This window comes from uncultured Jannaschia sp. (assembly GCF_947503795.1).
Taxonomy (GTDB): domain Bacteria; phylum Pseudomonadota; class Alphaproteobacteria; order Rhodobacterales; family Rhodobacteraceae; genus Jannaschia.
In genome coordinates this window covers 2,179,210-2,195,879 of the sequence record NZ_CANNEZ010000001.1, presented here as the reverse complement: position 1 = coordinate 2,195,879, position 16,670 = coordinate 2,179,210, and the positions used below count along the sequence as shown (strand labels likewise).

Genomic DNA, 16,670 nt, shown 5'->3' with positions numbered 1-16,670 from the left:
CTGCCGCCTATCTATCGGGGATGATTTCGACACTTGCCGCCATCCGCTTCGGCACGGGCCGCGCGCCCGACATCGCGGCGCCGCGGGACGCAGGCGACCTCCTGTTGCGCCTGTCCGGGCCCGACCGCATGGCCAAGGCCTGGCCGCAGCCGTCCTGGGAGATGCGGGCCGCCGCGGCACTCGACTGGATTCGCCTGCGCCGCGCGCGCCGCGACGGCGGGGCCGACGCCTTCCGCGCCGCCCAGCGCGCCATGGTCGTCGCCTATCACGAGGATCTTGCCCGCGCGCTGGCCCGCGCCGCCCTGACCGAAGACGGGTTCCGCGAACGGCTGGCCTGGTTCTGGGCCGATCACTTCGCCGTCGCGGGCGGGCGCGGCCTGCTGCGCCGTTCGGTGCCCAGCTATCACGAGGCGGCGATCCGTCCCCATCTCGCCGGGTCATTCGCCGACCTTCTGACCGCCGCCGTGACCCATCCGGCGATGGTGATCTATCTCGACAACTGGGGCTCGACCGGGCCGAACTCGCCGCGCGGCCGCCGCTCGGGCGGCAACATCAACGAGAACCTCGCCCGCGAAGTGCTGGAGCTGCACACGCTGGGCGCGGGCGCGGCCTATAGACAGACCGATGTCCGCCAGCTGGCCGAGCTTCTGACCGGCCTCAGCATCACGCGCGAAGGCGATCCCCAGTTCCGCCACAACCAGGCCGAACCGGGCGCCGAGACCGTTCTCGGACGCAGCTATGGCGGGGCCGAGCCCGACCGGGGCGATATCGACCGCGTGCTGGCCGACCTCGCCGTCCATCCCGACACCGCGCGGCACCTCTCGACCAAGCTCGCGCGGCACTTCGTCGCCGACACGCCCGACCCCGATCTCGTGGCCCGGATGACTGCCACCTGGACGCGGACCGGCGGCGACCTGATGGCGGTCTATGCCACGATGCTCGACCACGACGCCGCGTGGCAGCCGACGCTGGCCAAGGTCCGCCGCCCGATGGAGCTTCTGGCCGCCGGGCTCCGGGCGCTGGGCCGCGGTCGCGCGATCATGGAGGCGGATGTGCCCGCGCTCCGCAACCTCGCCAACCAGCCGCTGGAGCGGATGGGACAGACCTGGCTGCGCCCGCCAGGACCGCAGGGCTGGCCCGAGGCTGCGCCCGAATGGATCACGCCGCAGCTTCTGGCCGCGCGGCTCGGCTGGGCCATCGCACTCCCCGAGGCCTTGGGCGACCTGCCCGACCCGCGCGACTTCGTCGAGACGGCGCTGGGCCCGCTGGCCGACGGGCGCCTGCGCTTTGCCGCCGCCGCCGCCGAGGAGCGGGCGGCGGGCATCTCGCTCGTCCTCGCCTCTCCCGCGTTCAACCGGAGGTGACCCGATGATCCCCACCCGCCGCGCGTTTCTCCAGGGCATCGGATGCTCGCTCGCCGCGTCGCCCTTCATGGCGCCCGTGGCCTTTGCGGCCCTGCCCGGTGACGCCCGTCTCGTCGTCGTCATCCTGCGGGGCGCGATGGACGGGCTCGACGCGCTTCAGCCCTATGGCGACCCGGATCTCGCCCGGCTCCGCCCCGGGTTCCCGATCGGCCCGGATGCGGGCGCTCTCGACCTCAACGGCTTTCACGCGCTCCACCCCGGCCTTGCCGATCTCGCGCCCTGGTGGGACGAAGGCGATCTCGGCTTCGCGCAGGCGGTCAGCACGCCCTATCGCGGCAAGCGCAGCCATTTCGACGGGCAGGACATCCTCGAGGCGGGCACCGCCGGCGAGGTGCCGCCGCTGGCGACCCGCGACGGTTGGCTCAACCGCCTGCTGCAAACCACGCCCGGCACCCATGGCCGCACGGCCTTCGCCGTCGGGCGCACCGACATGCTGCTCCTCCGGGGCGCGGCAGATCACGCGAGCTGGGCGCCCGATGCGCGGCTCGATCTCGCACCCGCGACGGCGGACCTGCTCCTGCATGTCTATCACGACGACCCGCTCTTTCGGAACGCGGCCGAGGATGCGCTCTCGCTCTCGGGCTCGTCCATCGACGGCGGCGGCGGGCGGCAGGCGCAGACCGACGCGCTCTTTTCCTTCGCGGCAGCCCAGCTTCGGCAGGACGCGCGGATCGCCGCCCTCTCGATCAGCGGCTGGGACACGCACAACGCCCAGACGCGCGAGATCACGCGCGGCCTGCGCCTGCTCGGGCGCGGCCTCGGCACGCTGCGCGCCGATCTTGGGCCCGAGTGGGACCGGACGGTCGTGCTCTGCATGACCGAGTTCGGGCGCACAGCGGCCGAGAACGGCACGCGCGGCACCGATCACGGGACCGGCGGCACGATGATCCTGGCTGGCGGCGCGCTGATGGGCGGCCAGGTCTGGGGCGACTGGCCCGGCCTGGCCGAGGCGCAGCTCCTCGATCGCCGCGACCTCATGCCGACGCGCGACGTCCGCGCCTACGCCGCTTGGGCGCTGCACGGTCTCTTCGGGACGGATCGCGCGACGCTCTCGAGCCTCGTCTTTCCGGGGCTCGAGATGGGGCGCGATCCGGGTCTTCTGGCATGACGGCGGGGGCGCGCGCCCCCGGCCGCCGCGACGTCAGGGCTGCGCGGCCATCCGCACGACCGGGAAGGTGATGCCGGGCGCAATCGGCGCCTCGTCCACCCCGTGATCCCGGAACCCCAGCTTGGAATAGAACGGCCGCGCGTTCAGCGACGACAGGCATTCCAGCCGCTTGATTCCCCGCGCGCGCGCCTTGGTGCGCACATGGTCCATCAGCCGACCGGCATGGCCCCGCTTCAGCCGATCGGGATGGGTCGCGAAATGCCGGACATGGGCCGTGCCCTCGGGAATGTCATCGCCCGGGGCCGTTTCGGTCCAACCGCCGACGGCGACGAGGTCACCGTGCTCGAACAGCATGTAATAGCTGCCGCTGTCGAGAAGGTCGGGATTGGCCTTGGCGATGAGGGGCAGGATCGCGTCGACCGCGACGTCGTCGTAATCGTCGAGCAGCAGGCGCGGATAGACCGCCCCCAGCAGGTTGTCGACGACGGGCCGGTCCGTGGGCCGCGCAGGACGCAGGGTGTAGGTCATGGATAATCTCCGATCTGAAAACGAAAAGGGCCACGCAGACGGATTGTCTGCATGGCCCCTCTAGATCGGGATCGGTTAAGGTCGCGTTAACCTTTCTGTAAGTGACGCCCGAATAGGCGATTCCTTACTTGATCTTGCCTTCCTTGTACTCGACGTGCTTGCGCGCGACGGGGTCGAACTTCCGCACGACCATCTTCTCGGTCATGGTGCGGGCATTCTTCTTGGTCACGTAGAAGTGGCCGGTGCCGGCAGAGGAATTCAGCCGGATCTTGATCGTGGTGGGCTTCGCCATCGGGTGTCTCCTGCGTCGGTCGGGCCGCGACACGCGCGCGTCGCCCTTGAATCCGGAAGCTGCCTTCTATCCGCCGCACCCCGACTGTCAAGGGTGCGCGCGGCGTTGCGCCGGATGGCTCAGTCGCACTCCATCTGCACCAGAAGGACGGGTGCCGTCTCGACCGGGCGCAGCGTAACGACGCAGCCCCGCGTCTCGCCCTGCAGATAGGCGAGGTTCAGCGACAGCTCCTCCTCGGCCCCGGCCCGCGCGCGGCGCATCGCGGCGGCGACCGAGGGCCGCTCGCCATGGTGCCAGAGACTGGCGAAGGGCAGGCCGGTCAGATCGTCCTCGGGCGCGAAGCCCAGCCCCTCCAGCAGCGCCTCGTTGGTCGCGAGGATGCGCCCGTCGCGATGGACCACTGCCGTCCCCGCACACGCGTCTGTCAGGAGGTCGTCGAACGCCCGGGGCGCGGGCGCGAGGGTCGTGGTCGGGGATTCGGCGGCGGCACGCATGTCCGGGGCCACCTTTCTGTTCGCGTCGAGTCGGATGCCAACGATCCTGCGGCCGAAATTGTTCAACGGGCAAGCGGATTCGCGAATGCGCGGGATTCCGCGCGGCCGGATGCCGCCGGTCGCGCCGTCGTCGGGGCGGGCGCCGGGGCGCCGCGCGGGCGCGAATCGGAAAGGCTGCGGGGGGCCTGTAAGCCGGATTCTGTTCCGGCGGGGTCACCCCCGCCATCGGCGACCATTCATCTCGGCGCCGCGTCGCCGCGGGCCTGAAGCTGCCAACCCGGACCGCGAGGCGAAGCGGCCCCATGCGCGATCCCTATTCGGCATTGCTCCCGGTGGGGCTTGCCATGCGGGGGACGTCGCCGCCCCCCCGGTGCGCCTTACCGCACCGTTTCACCATTGCCCCGCATGCGGGGCTGTCTGTTCTCTGTGGCGCTGTCCATCGGCTCTCGCCGTCCGGGCGTTACCCGGCACCGTCGCTTCGTGGAGTCCGGACTTTCCTCGGGCATCGCTGCCCGCGGCCGCCCGGCCCCCCGCGCCGTCGCGGCTAGACGGCGGCCTCGCCTGCGTCAACGGGGAAGCGCGCCGCGAGGTCCGCGATCAGCCCCATATCCGTCCGGTCCAGCGGCCCCGTTGCCCAGGGCCGGAACCGCAGCCGCACCGCATTCAGAAGCGTCCCGTCATCCACGTCCGCGGTATAGCCCGCCCGTCGCGCCAGCGCCCGGAACGCCGCCGCATCCGGCGCGTCGCCCGGTTCCGCGTCCGGCCAGACGGCCAGTCCCCGCCGCGCCAGCCGCCGCCAGTCGAAGCGCCGGCCCGGATCGATCTTGCGCCCCGGCGCCGCGTCCGAATGGCCGATCACGCCCGCCGGGCCGATCCCGTGGCGCCGGCATATATCGCCCACGAGGTCCTCCAGCGCGTCCATCTGCGCCGCCGGGAAGGGCGAGAAGCCGTCATTCGACAGCTCGATCCCCACGCTGCGCGAATTGAGGTCCGACGACGCGCCCCAGCACCCGGCCCCGGCATGCCAGGCGCGCGCCATCTCGTCGACGAGGCGGAACACCGTGCCGCATTCGCCGATCAGGTAATGCGCCGACACCTCGGCCTCGGGCAGGCAGAGCCGCGTCAGCGCCGGCTCGGGCCCGCCCTGCATCGCGGTGTAATGGATCATCACCAGGTCGGGCCGCGTCCGCCCGTCGCGGCGCGGTCCGTGATTGGGGCTGGGCCGGTCGACGACCGCCATGCGCCTATTGCCGGACGAGCGCGCGGAAGGTCGCCGGGTTCCAGCTGCAGGCGTTGCCGTCACCATCGGGATCGAGGTTCAGGCGGTCCGATTGCGGCCCGCCCGCCGCGAGGAACTCCTCCTGCGCGACATCCGCCGTCCGGTAGCCCGCGCAGCGCTGCTCGGAGCGGCGGTTCGAGCTCAGCGGATTGCGGCGGAAGGCCTTTGTGCCCACGGCCTGCGCATCGTTGAGCGCGTAAGCGATGATGTTGGGCGCGCTGTCATTGGGGCGCTGAAGCTCGGTCGGCTGGACGAGCTGGTATTGCTGGCGCGCGGCGCGCACGCGGGCTGCATCGTCCTCGATGCTCCGCTCGGCCGAGACGGCGGCGAAGTCCTGCTCGCGGCTGATATTGGGATTGTCGCGGTCGAGCTCGCCGGGGTTCACCGCGGCCGTTGCCGGACCGGGCAGGGGGGCGGGGGCGGCCGACGCCGCGGGCGGTGCCCCGAGGACGGCGCGCGTCTGGCTGGCGATCTGTGCCGCCTCCGAGGTCGTGCCGGGCGCGGGGGCGGGCAGGGTCGTCGCCTGAGGCCCGAGCACCGGGACCGGCGTGTCGGGCGGGCGCACGGTGGCCTGCGGGGTGATGGGCGCAGGCGTGCCGCGCAGCTGCGCCTCGCGGCGGGCGGCGTATTGCTCGGGCGTCTCGAAGGCCGCGCCGCCCACCCCGCTCTCGGGGACCGGCGGCTCGCAGGCGGAAAGGATCAGGACGGCCCCGAGGGCCGCAATAGTGAAGTGAACACGCATGTCTGCCTCGTCTGCTCTTGGCGCGAGACTACCACCACTTGTCGGGACGCGCCACGAAGCCCGCCCGCGCCTCGATCACGCTTGCAACATTCAGTAATCCGCCCTCGTCCCAAGGCTTGCCGATCAGCTGCAGGCCCATTGGCAGGCCGCGCCGGTCGAGCCCCGCGGGCACCGCGACGCCCGGCAGCCCGGCGAGGTTCACCGTCACCGTGAAGATGTCGTTGAGATACATCTGGATCGGGTCGGCATCGGCCATCGCGCCCAGCTCGAAGGCCGAGGACGGCGTCGCAGGCGTCAGGATCGCGTCGACGCCGGCCGCGAACGCGTCCTCGAAATCCTTCTTGATCAGCGTCCGCACGCGGCGCGCGCGGTTGTAGTAGGCGTCGTAGAACCCCGCCGACAGAACGTATGTCCCGATCATCACGCGCCGCTGCACCTCGTCGCCGAAGCCTTCGGCGCGGGTTTTCTCGTACATCTCGGTGATGCCATCGCCTTGGCCCAGCGCGGCGCGGTGCCCGAAGCGCACCCCGTCATAGCGCGCGAGGTTCGACGACGCCTCGGCGGGCGCGATCACGTAATAGGCGGGCAGGGCGTATTTCGTATGCGGCAGACTGATGTCGCGGATCTCGGCGCCCGCGTCGCGCAGCATCTCGGTGCCCTGCGACCAGAGCGTCTCGATCTCCTCGGGCATGCCCTCCATGCGGTATTCGCGCGGAATGCCGATGGTCTGACCCTTGATGTCGCCGGTCAGCATCGCCTCGAAATCCGGCACCGCCAGATCGGCCGAGGTCGAATCCTTCGGGTCGTGCCCGGACATGGCCCGCAGGAAGATCGCGGCGTCGCGCACCGAGCGCGTCATCGGTCCCGCCTGGTCGAGCGACGAGGCGAAGGCCACGATGCCCCAGCGCGAACAGCGCCCATAGGTCGGCTTGATGCCGGTGATGCCGGTGAAGGCCGCGGGCTGGCGGATCGAGCCGCCGGTATCGGTGCCCAGCGCGCCGAGGCAGAGCCGTGCCGCCACCGCCGCCGCCGACCCGCCGGACGAGCCGCCGGGCGTCAGCGCCGCGTCGGAATTGCCCGCGCGCCACGGGTTGACCACGTCGCCATAGGTCGAGGTCTCGTTCGACGAGCCCATCGCGAACTCGTCCATGTTGAGTTTGCCCAGCATCACCGCGCCGTCGCGGAAGAGCTGGTCGGTAATCGTGCTTTCGTATTCCGGCTTGAAGCCATCGAGGATCGCAGACCCGGCCTGCGAGGCCACGCCCTTGGTACAGAAGAGGTCCTTCACCCCGATGGGGATGCCGCACATGTCGGGCGCGTCGCCCCGCGCGATGCGGGTATCGGCGGCCTCGGCCTGGGCGCGGGCGATCTCGGGCGTGTGATGCACGAAGGCGTTGAGCGTGCCCGAGGCGGCCACGGCCTCCAGATGCGCTTCGGTCAGGGCGACGGCGGTCGTCTCGCCGGCGCGCAGCGCGTCGCGGGCGCCGGCGATCGTGAGGTCGGTCAGGTCGCTCATTCCACCACCTTCGGGACGGCGAAGAACCCTTCGCGGGCTTCGGGGGCATTGGCCAGCACGGCTTCGGGCTGGCCGCCATCGGTCACCACGTCCTCGCGGCGCTTCAGGCGCATCGGCTCGACCGAGACCATCGGCTCGACCCCGTCCACATCGACCTCCTGCAACTGCTCGATGAAGCCGAGGATCGAATTGAACTCGCCCGCGAGCGCGTCCAGCCGGTCTTCGGGCACGGCGATGCGCGCCAGCTTCGCCACGCGGCGTGCGGTCTCTCGGTCGATGGACATGGGGCCTCCGGGGCTGCGGGTCCGGGGCGGTCTAGCGCCGGGCGGGACGGGGTTCAATACGGCCCACGGGTCTTGCGCCGCCCCCCGGCCCGGCGATAGACGGGGCCATCGGCGCGCGGGCGTTGTGTAATGGTAAGACCTCAGCCTTCCAAGCTGATGATGCGGGTTCGATTCCCGCCGCCCGCTCCGGTTTCCCTCGACCGCCCCGGCTGCCGCCGTCAGAGGCCCAGCGGTCCCCGCACCAGGTGCAGCACCACCGCCGCCGCGACGCCGACCGCCGCCCCGATGGCCAGCCGGATCCCGCGCCGCCGGGACGCCGGGACGAACCCGGCCAGCGCCATGCAGACCAGCCCGTAGAACACCATCGCGGTCACATCGATCGGATTGTACATCGCTTGCGCCCCCCGCTGCGCAGCCTCGCGTCCCCGATGCGCCACGGTCAAGCCCGAAGCCGCCGCGTCGTTCTTGCGCCTCCAGCCGCGCGCGGCTACCTCGAAACCCCAGACCGGAGGGCCCATGGCCGACATCGCCAAGGAAGCGGATCGCGCGCGGTCCAAGCGTATCGGCAGCCTCAGGGCGCTGACGCCGTTCTTCCGTCCGCATATCGGCATGGTCGTCGCGGCGCTGGCGGCGCTGACGCTGACGGCGGGCGTGTCGCTCGTGCTGCCCCTCGCGGTGCGGCAGGTGGTCGACGCGTTCCAGACCGGGGCCGCGGGCCTGCTCGACCGCTACTTCGCGTGGGCGCTCGTGATCGCGGCGCTTCTCGCGCTGGGGACCGGGCTGCGATACTACCTCGTCACCCGGCTGGGCGAACGGGTCGTGGCCGACATCCGCAAGGCGGTCTTCGCGCGCATGATCCGCATGTCGCCCAATTTCTACGACGGCATCATGACTGGCGAGGTGCTCAGCCGGATCACGACCGACACGACGCTCCTGCTGTCTGTCGTCAGCTCGTCGGTCTCGATCGCGCTGCGCAATATGCTGATCTTCATGGGTGGCCTTGCGCTGATGCTCTGGACGGCGCCCAAGCTCTCGGGTCTCGTTCTCCTGATCGTGCCCGCCGTGATCGTGCCGATCATCGTGCTCGGCCGCCGCCTCCGCACGCTCAGCCGCGAGAACCAGGACTGGATCGCCGAATCCTCGGGCAAGGCGTCCGAATGGCTGCTCTCGGCCCAGACCGTGCAGGCCTACACGTTCGAACACGAAGCCTCGGATCGCTTCGACGACGTGACCGAGAAATCCTTCCTCTCGGCCCGCACCCGCATCCGTGTCCGCGCGATCATGACCGTGATCGTGATCCTGCTGACCTTCGCGGGCATCGTTGGCGTGCTCTGGATCGGGGCGCGCGACGTGCGCGGCGGCGTCATGACCGTGGGCGAGCTGATCCAGTTCCTGATCTACGCGATCATGGTAGCGGGCGCGGTCGCCGCCCTGTCGGAGATCTGGGGCGAGCTGCAACGCGCCGCCGGTGCCACCGAACGACTTGTCGAGCTTCTGGAGGTCGAGGACGACGTCACCGATCCCGAGGCCCCGGCGACCCTGCCCTTGGGCGAGGCCATCGCCTTCGAGGGTGTCACCTTCCGCTACCCGACCCGTCCGGGCGTCGCGGCGCTCGACGACGTGACGCTGCATGTCGCGCCGGGCGAGACGGTCGCGTTGGTCGGCCCGTCGGGCGCGGGCAAATCGACCGTGATTCAGCTCCTGCAGCGCTTCTACGACCCCGATGCCGGGTCCATCACGCTGGGCGGCACCGACCTGCGGGAGATGGATCGCGCCGGCTTCCGCGCCCGCATGGCGCTGGTGCCGCAGGACCCGGTGATCTTCGCGGCGAGCGCGCGCGACAACATCCGCTTCGGCAATCCCGAGGCCACCGACGCGCAGGTCGAGGCCGCCGCGAAGGCCGCCGCCGCGCATGACTTCCTTACCGCCCTGCCCGAGGGCTACGACACCTATGTCGGCGAGCGGGGCGTCATGCTGTCGGGCGGACAGAAGCAGCGCATCGCCATCGCCCGCGCCATCCTGCGCGACGCGCCGGTCCTGTTGCTCGACGAGGCGACATCGGCGCTCGACGCCGAGAGCGAGCGCGCCGTGCAGGATGCTGTCGCCACGCTGGCCGAGGGACGCACGACCATCATCGTGGCGCACCGGCTAGCCACGGTGAAGCAGGCCGACCGGATCGTCGTCATGCAGGACGGCGCTATCGCGGCACAGGGCACCCATGACGAGCTTGTGGCCGAAGGCGGCCTCTATGCGCGCCTCGCCCGGCTTCAATTCACCGACGGCCTCGCGGCGGAGTAGCCGCCCTCAGACCAGCCCGGCCGGCCCGGCGAACGGATCCCGCTCCGGGTCGCTGTTCCAGATGTATTCCGAGCCGAAGGCCATCTCCTCGGCCTTCGCGCGCCCGAACAGCCGGGCGGCCACGCCCAACGCCATGTCCATCCCCGCCGACACGCCGGACGAGGTGAAGAACGTGCCGTCCTCGACCCAGCGGGCCTGCCGCACCCACTCGACCCTGGGCGCCAGCGGCACGGTGGCCGTGAAGTCGAGCTTGTTGGTCGTCGCCCTGCGCCCGTCCAGCACGCCGGTCATCCCCAGAAGGACGGTTCCCGTGCAGACGGCGAGCACGCATTCCGCGGAGCCCGAGACCGTGCGGATCCAGTCCATCAGGGCGGGGTCCCTGGCGGCGTCGAGGGCGGAGTCCCCACCGGGCAGGAACAGAAGGTCGTACTCCGTCCCCTCGGCGATCGTGCGGTCCACGACGATCCGCTGTCCGTGCCGGCTGACGACCGGGTCCGATCCTTGGGCGACCGTCACCACCTCGATCTCGTCGCGAAAGCCGCCGAGCATCTCGATCGGGCCGAAGAAGTCGAGCGTCTGAAAGCCGGGAAAGACCAGCGCCGCCATCGTTCTCATCGTCTTCGTCCTCGCCGCTCGGGGCCGGGCGCCTGCGGCCCGCCAACCTGCCTCGTCCTCACACAGACCCGCCCGCCGGGTCCATCCCGACGCGGATTGCGCCGCCTCATGGCCCCGTCCGCCGTAGCGTCCGTCTTGCGTTCCGCTTGTGCGACCCCCAATTACGCGCGAACCTGTGGCGGGAGGGCTGCGGGACGCCCAGGGAGGAATACATGGCGAGCTTTGCCAACAAGCAGGACATTCTGGATATCGAGGGTGCCGAACCCTGGTCCGACGCCCAACCGGCCACCACGCTCTACGAGCTTCTGTCGAACACCGCCGCCGCGCATGGCGACCGGCCCGCGATCAGCTACCAGCTCTTCTCCGGCCCGTCCGATCCCGCCGAGACCCTGACCTGGACCGAATTCCGCGCCCAGGTCACGCAGGCCGCGAACCTCTTCCGCAGCCTCGGCGTCGGCGAGACCGACACCGTCGCCTACGTCCTCCCGAACTGCACCGAGACAGCGATGGTCCTGATGGGCGGGGCCGTCGCGGGCATCGCCAACCCGATCAATCCCCTGCTCGAGCCCGAGCAGATTGGCGCCATCCTGCGCGAGACGAAGGCCAAGGTCGTCGTGACGCTGCGCGCCTTTCCGAAGACCGACGTGGCCCAGAAGGTCGCCGAGGCCGTGGCGCTGGCCCCGAATGTCGAGACCGTGCTCGAGGTCGACCTGCACCGCTACCTGACCGGTCTGAAGAAGCTGATCGTCCCGCTCCTGCGGCCCAAGGTCGAGGTCAAGCACAAGGCCCGCGTCCTCAACTGGACGCAGGAGGTGGCCAAGCAGCCGAAGGACAAGCTGACCTTCGCGGATGCCACCGGCGACCGCGTCGCGGCCTATTTCCACACCGGCGGCACGACCGGCATGCCCAAGGTCGCGCAGCACAGCTATTCCGGCATGATCTACAACGGCTGGGTCGGCCATCGCCTGCTCTTCTCCGAGCAGGACGTGGTGATGTGCCCGCTGCCGCTGTTCCACGTCTTCGCCTGCCACGTGATCCTGATGGCGATGGTCGCGTCCGGCGCGCATGTCGTCTTCCCCACGCCCCAAGGCTACCGGGGCGACGGCGTCTTCGACAACATGTGGAAGCTGATCGAACGCTGGAAGGTGACCTTCCTCATCACCGTGCCGACCGCCATGTCCGCGATGATGCAGCGCCCCGTCGATGCCGATGTCTCGTCGATCAAGACGGCGTTCTCCGGCTCCTCGCCGCTGCCGGTCGAACTCTTCAAGCGGTTCGAGCGCGACACGGGCGTCACGGTGGTCGAGGGCTACGGCCTGACCGAAGCGACCTGCCTCGTCTCTTGCAACCCGGTGGACGGCGAGAAGAAGATCGGCTCCGTCGGCATCCCCTTCATGCATTGCGACGTGAAGATCCTGATGGAGAAGGGCAACGGCGCCGAGGAATGCGCGGCCGACACCGTGGGCGAGATCTGCGTTTCGAACCCGGGCGTCAGCGACGGCGCGACCTATACCGAGGCCGACAAGAACACGAACCTTTACCACGTGGTCGACGGTCGCCATTACCTGCGGACGGGCGATCTGGGCCGGATGGACCCGGATGGCTATCTCTGGATCACGGGCCGCGCCAAGGACCTCATCATCCGCGGCGGTCACAACATCGACCCCGCCGAGATCGAGGAGGCGTTGGCCGGTCACCCCGCCGTCGCCATGGCGGGTGCCATCGGCCAGCCCGACGCCTTCGCGGGCGAGCTGCCCTGCGCCTATGTCGAGCTGGTCTCGGGCGCGTCCTGCAGCCCCGACGACCTCATCGCGCATTGCAAGGAGCATGTCGGCGAACGCGCCGCGCATCCCAAGCATATCGAGATCCTCGACGAGCTGCCGAAGACCGCCGTCGGCAAGGTCTTCAAGCCCGACCTGCGCAAGCGGGCCATCACGCGGATCTTCGACGCCGCCCTCGCCGATGCCGGCGTTTCGGCCAAGGTCGCGAGCGTCACCGAGGACAAGCGCCGCGGTCTCGTGGCCAAGCTGGCAAAGACCGGAGAGGTCGAGGAACGGGACGTGATCGCCGTCATGGGCAACTACACGACGCCTTGGGAATGGGCCGACTGAGCCCGGTGGAGCGAAGGGTCTCGCGCGTTTTGATGCGCGCATTCACGAGGCGTTAACCGCTCGACCGGACAACCCCTCCTGTCGACAGCAAACGAAAGCGACGGGTTCATCCGCCCGCCGGTGGACCGGGGCACATCGCCCCGGTCAGGATCGCAGGCCGACGGCCTGTGCCGGAACCCGCCCGCCCGACACCAGGGCGCGGCGCCGGTTTTCCATCCAGAGGTCGTGGCCCATTGGACCGGGTCCGTTCGACCGCCCGAGCTGCACGCAGCCGCCATATCATGGCCCCGCGACACGCGACGGGGCAGGCCGACCGCGCCTCCGCCCCCGTCGTCCCGACGTTGGGGCCCGGCGGCGTCCCGTCCTGCGATCCCAAACACAAAAGACGCCCGCTTTCGCAGGCGTCCAGACATCCCGGCCCGCTCGTCTCGGCGGATCGGTTCGGATCGGATGGGGGGTCGGTCAGTCCAGCGGGACGAGATCCGACGCCGAGGAGCGACCGTCACGGCCCTCGCGCATCTCGAATTCCACCTTCTGATTGTCGCGCAATCCGGTCAGTCCGGCGCGCTCGACCGCGGAGATGTGGACGAAGATGTCCTTGCCGCCGTCATCGGGGGCGATGAAGCCGTATCCCTTTGTCGTATTGAACCATTTCACGGTGCCCGTGGCCATACCGGGTCTCCTCAAGTGTCGTCCCGCCCGCAACATCGCGGCGGCATGGTGGACGCAAGCACGGGGCCTCCGTGCCCGACGAACACATCATTTGAGCTAAGGGCTGCATTGATTCTGTCAAGACCGCCGGGCATGACCCGGGGCATGACGCACGCGACCGCCCTTATCCTGCACGGCATTGCCCAATGCGACAGCTGTCGTGCGGCGCGAACGGCGCTTCGCGCGGCAGGATACGAGGTCGAATGGCGCGATCTGCGCGAATCGGTGCCGGTCGCGGCCGAGATCCGGCGCTGGCGGGAGGCGGTGGGCGACGCACTCCTCAATACCCGTTCGACCACGTGGCGCGGCCTTGATGCGGAGGCGCGCGCGGGCGATCCGATCGAGCTGATGGCGGCGCTCCCGACGCTCATCAAGCGACCGGTGATCGAGGACGGCGCGAACGTGCGGATCGGGTGGAGCCCGGCGACGCGGGCAGCGTTCGGGCTCTGACGCGGGCTCAGCCGTTGGGCAGGTTCAGCCCGACATTGCGCCCGCCCTTCTGATAGACGAGCTGGTCCTCGCCGATGGCGACGACGCGGCCGCGATCCAGCCGGTCGCCCACCTCGACCTTGACGTAGCGCCCGTTCGACAGCCGCACCAGCGCGCGACGCGCCGAGGGGCGGCCATAGACCCCGATCAGGTTGATCCGGTTGAGGCGCAGCTGGTTCCGCTCCGTCGCCGCGCGGGCGACGTTCCCCCCGGCCGAGCGGATCTGCGGGCTGCCCTGGTCGGCCTGCCGGGCCTGCGGGGTCGCGGCGGCGGCGGCCGGGGCGGCCGAGGCCTGCTGGCGCCGCTGGGTGACGATCCGCGCCGCGTCCCGCTCGACGGAGCGGGGCCGCGTCCGGGGCCGGTCGGATTGCACCAGCGCCAGCTCCGAGACCGGGCCGGTCGGCGCGGTCTGCGCCCCCCGGCTGGCCAGCGAGGCGGCGGCGGCCTCGATCGCGGCCTGCTCGGCGGCGGTCTGGGTTGCGGCATCCTGCTCGGCGGCGATGCGATCTGCGGTCTCGCTCTCCTGCGCGCGGCGCACGGCGGCGTCCTGGATCGAGGTCGGGCGGGGCTGCGGGCGCGTGCGCGTGATCTCCTCGCGCGTCAGGCCGCCGAAGCTCTGGCGTTCGACCTGCTCGGCGGCATCGGTCGGGCGCTCGACCGGACGGGTGCGGCGCAGGATGGCGCGCGCCTCGTCGTCCAACTCCGCGGCGGCCCCGGCATCGGGTTCGCTTGCGACCGGGGCATCGCCGGGGCGCGGCGTCGGCATGACGTCCGGACGCCCGGACACCAGCGCGAAGCCGCCCGGTGCCAGCACCCCCTCGGGCGACGGCGCGATCAGGCCCGTCTCGGTATCGGTATCGAAGACCACGCCGGGCGGCGCGGGCAGGGTCTGCGGCGTGAACCCGTCCTCCGGCGTCCGCGCGGCAGGCAGCGCCACGGCGTCCTCGGCGGCGACCACCGGATCGATTGAGGCGAGGTAGATCTCGGCGGCGTCCTGCGGCTCGGGGGCGGCGGGGGTCGGCGCGGCCTCGAACGCGCCCCGCGCCGAGAACACCTCGAGCGGGCCGGGATCGGCCTCGGGCGCATCGGCCTCAGCCAGCTCCTCGGGCGTGGCCCCGGGCACGGGCAGCGGCGGGTCGACGAGATCGGGGATCGGCGAGGCGGTGCTGGTGCCGTCGGGCGCGGGCAGAAGTGCTGCGAGGTCGGTCTCGGGCGCGTCGGGGGCCGCGGGTGCGTCCGGGGCTGGCGCCTCTTCGACGGGCAGTATCGGGACGGTGTCGGTCAGGATGACCGGGCCGCTGTCGGGCGCGGCGGGCGCATCCGGCACGGGCAGGGCGGGTTCGGGCGCGACCACGGCCTGTTCGACCGGGTCGCCGCCATCGAGGAACGCCGCCCCGAGCCCGACCACGGCCAGCAGCGCCAGGAGGCCCAGCGTCAGGTAAAGCCCGAGGCCCAGCCCCGAGCGCTCGGGCTGAGACGCCTTCTCGCGGGCGAGCCCCGGCAGTGCCAACGCCTCGGCCTCGGCGGCGCGGGCCTTCTCCTCTTCGGTGGCGATACGCCGTTCGGACCGGCGGGCGCGCAGCGCGCCGATCGTCGCGGCGAGGCCCCCCGCGGCGGCGACCACGGGCGCGACCTTCGACGGGCGGTCCGCGGGTGCTGCGGCGGGTGTGGATGCGGCAATGCCGTCGGCCCGCGGCTCGATCCGGACGGTCGGTGCGGCCGTTCCCGATCGGGGCGGCGGCGGCGTGCCGGGCCGGGGTGGGGTGGTCAGGCGCGGCGCGATACGCACCTCCTCGAGCGGCTCGGGCTGCGCGTCGGGCTTGCGCCGGGTCGAGAATGTCGGCTGGTGTTCCGCATCGGCCTCCGCGATCGCCTTCCGGCTGCGCGCGAAGATCGGCTCCTCCTTCGGCTGCGGTGCCTCGGGTGTTGCGGCCTCGCGCGCATCATCAGGGGCGGGCGTCTCCGCCGCGGCCTCGGGCAATGCGGCCTCGACCGGCTCGGGCTCCGGCGCGGGGGCGGGAGCGGGTATGGTGGGTGCTGCCGCCACCGGCTCTGGCTCAGGTTCGGCGGGGGCCGTCTCCGCCGGATCGGATGCCGTCACCTCGGGCTCGGGCTCGGGCTCTGCGGGGGGCGCGTCATCCGGCTCGGGGGCCGCCATCTCCGGCTCGGGCTCCGGCTCGGGCATCGCGGGCGGTGCGGGGGCCGGGGTCACATCGAAGCCGTCGCCAAGATTCAGGTCCAAGGTCGCGCCGCCCAACAGCTCCGTGGCGATGCCGGTGCGTCCGAAATTCGGCAGACCGGGATAGATGCTGTCTTCGGGGTCGGCCACGACCGCAACCGGGCGGAAGCCGAAATCGGCGGCGAAGGTCTCGGCTTCGAGCAGCGTCTCGAGGGCGACGACGGCGACCTGCAGCCGATCGCCCCGCTGCTCCCAGTCATAGGCCAGATCCTCGACGGCATAGGGCGTCCGCCCCTTCAGGAACGCGCGGATCGTCTCGTCGGGCTTGCGGTCGTCGCGCTCGAGCGACGTGTAGAGCAGCTGGCTGTCGGGCAGGATCAGGACCGAGGTGAATCCCTCGCCGACGCGGGCGGCGGCCCGGTCACGCAAACGCGTCAACCCTTCGGCCATGTCCTCGGCATCGAGCCGCACGACCCCCTCGCGCCACCAGCCGCCCTCGGGGGCGCGGGACAGGACGGCGATGCCGTCGAGCGAAAGGTGGAGGGCGATTTCTGGCGTCATCGGTCCGGGGCTAGCACAGGGGGCGCGGCGCCGCGAAGT

16 protein-coding genes, 1 tRNA gene and 1 other RNA gene are annotated in these 16,670 nt (G+C 71.2%); 6 read left to right on the top strand and 12 right to left on the bottom strand.

Going from position 1 to position 16,670, the window contains the following annotated elements:
- The first annotated feature begins 20 nt into the window (after nt 1-20).
- Nucleotides 21-1,364: a DUF1800 domain-containing protein gene (locus Q0833_RS11440; protein ID WP_298434294.1), complete on the top strand. Its 1,344-nt coding sequence runs from the start codon at nt 21-23 to the stop codon at nt 1,362-1,364.
- A gap of 4 nt (nt 1,365-1,368) precedes the next feature.
- Nucleotides 1,369-2,532 carry a DUF1501 domain-containing protein gene (locus Q0833_RS11435; protein ID WP_298434291.1) on the top strand — a complete coding sequence of 388 codons (1,164 nt, stop codon included), beginning with the start codon at nt 1,369-1,371 and terminating at the stop codon, nt 2,530-2,532.
- 33 nt (nt 2,533-2,565) lie between these two features.
- Here Q0833_RS11435 and Q0833_RS11430 read toward each other — a convergent pair whose 3' ends face one another.
- The 8 genes from Q0833_RS11430 to gatC all read right to left on the bottom strand — a co-directional run bounded on the left by Q0833_RS11430 (nt 2,566) and on the right by gatC (nt 7,667).
- Nucleotides 2,566-3,060 carry a GNAT family N-acetyltransferase gene (locus Q0833_RS11430; RefSeq protein ID WP_298434288.1) on the bottom strand — a complete coding sequence of 165 codons (495 nt, stop codon included), beginning with the start codon at nt 3,058-3,060 and terminating at the stop codon, nt 2,566-2,568.
- A 124-nt stretch (nt 3,061-3,184) separates the two neighbouring features.
- Nucleotides 3,185-3,352 carry a 50S ribosomal protein L33 gene (gene rpmG, locus Q0833_RS11425; protein ID WP_055661766.1) on the bottom strand — a complete coding sequence of 56 codons (168 nt, stop codon included), beginning with the start codon at nt 3,350-3,352 and terminating at the stop codon, nt 3,185-3,187.
- A gap of 119 nt (nt 3,353-3,471) precedes the next feature.
- Nucleotides 3,472-3,846: a PAS domain-containing protein gene (locus Q0833_RS11420; RefSeq protein WP_298434277.1), complete on the bottom strand. Its 375-nt coding sequence runs from the start codon at nt 3,844-3,846 to the stop codon at nt 3,472-3,474.
- A 172-nt stretch (nt 3,847-4,018) separates the two neighbouring features.
- An RNA gene (gene rnpB / locus Q0833_RS11415) (RNase P RNA component class A) lies at nt 4,019-4,380 on the bottom strand.
- Nucleotides 4,381-4,390: 10 nt separating this feature from the next.
- The gene (locus Q0833_RS11410; RefSeq protein ID WP_298434274.1) at nt 4,391-5,086 is read right to left on the bottom strand and encodes an N-acetylmuramoyl-L-alanine amidase; all 696 of its coding nucleotides are present in this window, start codon (nt 5,084-5,086) and stop codon (nt 4,391-4,393) included.
- 4 nt (nt 5,087-5,090) lie between these two features.
- Nucleotides 5,091-5,867: a hypothetical protein gene (locus tag Q0833_RS11405; protein ID WP_298434271.1), complete on the bottom strand. Its 777-nt coding sequence runs from the start codon at nt 5,865-5,867 to the stop codon at nt 5,091-5,093.
- Between the two features lie 28 nt (nt 5,868-5,895).
- Nucleotides 5,896-7,383 (bottom strand): Asp-tRNA(Asn)/Glu-tRNA(Gln) amidotransferase subunit GatA, encoded by a 1,488-nt coding sequence (gene gatA, locus Q0833_RS11400; RefSeq protein WP_298434268.1) that lies wholly within the window; start codon nt 7,381-7,383, stop codon nt 5,896-5,898.
- Nucleotides 7,380-7,667 carry an Asp-tRNA(Asn)/Glu-tRNA(Gln) amidotransferase subunit GatC gene (gene gatC, locus Q0833_RS11395; RefSeq protein WP_298434265.1) on the bottom strand — a complete coding sequence of 96 codons (288 nt, stop codon included), beginning with the start codon at nt 7,665-7,667 and terminating at the stop codon, nt 7,380-7,382. Before gatC ends, gatA begins: the two co-directional genes overlap by 4 nt.
- Before the next feature lie 115 nt (nt 7,668-7,782).
- Here gatC and Q0833_RS11390 point away from each other — a divergent pair.
- Nucleotides 7,783-7,853: transfer RNA gene (locus tag Q0833_RS11390), tRNA-Gly, on the top strand.
- Between the two features lie 32 nt (nt 7,854-7,885).
- On the opposite strand, the gene Q0833_RS11385 is transcribed toward Q0833_RS11390, so the two are convergent.
- Nucleotides 7,886-8,059 carry a hypothetical protein gene (locus Q0833_RS11385; RefSeq protein WP_298434261.1) on the bottom strand — a complete coding sequence of 58 codons (174 nt, stop codon included), beginning with the start codon at nt 8,057-8,059 and terminating at the stop codon, nt 7,886-7,888.
- Nucleotides 8,060-8,183: 124 nt separating this feature from the next.
- Between Q0833_RS11385 and Q0833_RS11380 the strand changes: the two genes are divergently transcribed.
- Nucleotides 8,184-9,965: an ABC transporter transmembrane domain-containing protein gene (locus Q0833_RS11380; protein WP_298434258.1), complete on the top strand. Its 1,782-nt coding sequence runs from the start codon at nt 8,184-8,186 to the stop codon at nt 9,963-9,965.
- Nucleotides 9,966-9,971: 6 nt separating this feature from the next.
- Here the strand turns inward: Q0833_RS11380 and Q0833_RS11375 are convergent, their stop codons facing one another.
- The gene (locus tag Q0833_RS11375; protein ID WP_298434255.1) at nt 9,972-10,580 is read right to left on the bottom strand and encodes a DJ-1/PfpI family protein; all 609 of its coding nucleotides are present in this window, start codon (nt 10,578-10,580) and stop codon (nt 9,972-9,974) included.
- A gap of 212 nt (nt 10,581-10,792) precedes the next feature.
- Between Q0833_RS11375 and Q0833_RS11370 the strand changes: the two genes are divergently transcribed.
- Nucleotides 10,793-12,691 carry an acyl-CoA synthetase gene (locus Q0833_RS11370; protein ID WP_298434252.1) on the top strand — a complete coding sequence of 633 codons (1,899 nt, stop codon included), beginning with the start codon at nt 10,793-10,795 and terminating at the stop codon, nt 12,689-12,691.
- Nucleotides 12,692-13,153: 462 nt separating this feature from the next.
- On the opposite strand, the gene Q0833_RS11365 is transcribed toward Q0833_RS11370, so the two are convergent.
- Nucleotides 13,154-13,363, bottom strand: coding sequence for a cold-shock protein (locus Q0833_RS11365; protein WP_298434249.1), 210 nt, complete (start codon nt 13,361-13,363; stop codon nt 13,154-13,156).
- A 144-nt stretch (nt 13,364-13,507) separates the two neighbouring features.
- Between Q0833_RS11365 and Q0833_RS11360 the strand changes: the two genes are divergently transcribed.
- Complete coding sequence (locus tag Q0833_RS11360) at nt 13,508-13,852, top strand: ArsC/Spx/MgsR family protein (RefSeq protein ID WP_298434246.1); 345 nt, start codon at nt 13,508-13,510, stop codon at nt 13,850-13,852.
- Nucleotides 13,853-13,859: 7 nt separating this feature from the next.
- Here the strand turns inward: Q0833_RS11360 and Q0833_RS11355 are convergent, their stop codons facing one another.
- Entirely contained in the window at nt 13,860-16,631 is a 2,772-nt protein-coding gene (locus Q0833_RS11355) for a hypothetical protein (RefSeq protein ID WP_298434243.1), read from the bottom strand.
- Between the last annotated feature and the right edge of the window lie 39 nt (nt 16,632-16,670).

Excerpts from the sequence above, each read along its gene's own strand:
- Q0833_RS11440 (WP_298434294.1), top strand. The coding sequence starts at position 21 with ATGATTTCGACACTTGCCGCCATCCGCTTCGGCACGGGCCGCGCGCCC.
- Q0833_RS11435 (WP_298434291.1), top strand. The coding sequence starts at position 1,369 with ATGATCCCCACCCGCCGCGCGTTTCTCCAGGGCATCGGATGCTCGCTC.
- Q0833_RS11430 (WP_298434288.1), bottom strand. The coding sequence starts at position 3,060 with ATGACCTACACCCTGCGTCCTGCGCGGCCCACGGACCGGCCCGTCGTC.
- rpmG (WP_055661766.1), bottom strand. The coding sequence starts at position 3,352 with ATGGCGAAGCCCACCACGATCAAGATCCGGCTGAATTCCTCTGCCGGC.
- Q0833_RS11420 (WP_298434277.1), bottom strand. The coding sequence starts at position 3,846 with ATGCGTGCCGCCGCCGAATCCCCGACCACGACCCTCGCGCCCGCGCCC.
- Q0833_RS11410 (WP_298434274.1), bottom strand. The coding sequence starts at position 5,086 with ATGGCGGTCGTCGACCGGCCCAGCCCCAATCACGGACCGCGCCGCGAC.
- Q0833_RS11405 (WP_298434271.1), bottom strand. The coding sequence starts at position 5,867 with ATGCGTGTTCACTTCACTATTGCGGCCCTCGGGGCCGTCCTGATCCTT.
- gatA (WP_298434268.1), bottom strand. The coding sequence starts at position 7,383 with ATGAGCGACCTGACCGACCTCACGATCGCCGGCGCCCGCGACGCGCTG.
- gatC (WP_298434265.1), bottom strand. The coding sequence starts at position 7,667 with ATGTCCATCGACCGAGAGACCGCACGCCGCGTGGCGAAGCTGGCGCGC.
- Q0833_RS11385 (WP_298434261.1), bottom strand. The coding sequence starts at position 8,059 with ATGTACAATCCGATCGATGTGACCGCGATGGTGTTCTACGGGCTGGTC.
- Q0833_RS11380 (WP_298434258.1), top strand. The coding sequence starts at position 8,184 with ATGGCCGACATCGCCAAGGAAGCGGATCGCGCGCGGTCCAAGCGTATC.
- Q0833_RS11375 (WP_298434255.1), bottom strand. The coding sequence starts at position 10,580 with ATGAGAACGATGGCGGCGCTGGTCTTTCCCGGCTTTCAGACGCTCGAC.
- Q0833_RS11370 (WP_298434252.1), top strand. The coding sequence starts at position 10,793 with ATGGCGAGCTTTGCCAACAAGCAGGACATTCTGGATATCGAGGGTGCC.
- Q0833_RS11365 (WP_298434249.1), bottom strand. The coding sequence starts at position 13,363 with ATGGCCACGGGCACCGTGAAATGGTTCAATACGACAAAGGGATACGGC.
- Q0833_RS11360 (WP_298434246.1), top strand. The coding sequence starts at position 13,508 with ATGACGCACGCGACCGCCCTTATCCTGCACGGCATTGCCCAATGCGAC.
- Q0833_RS11355 (WP_298434243.1), bottom strand. The coding sequence starts at position 16,631 with ATGACGCCAGAAATCGCCCTCCACCTTTCGCTCGACGGCATCGCCGTC.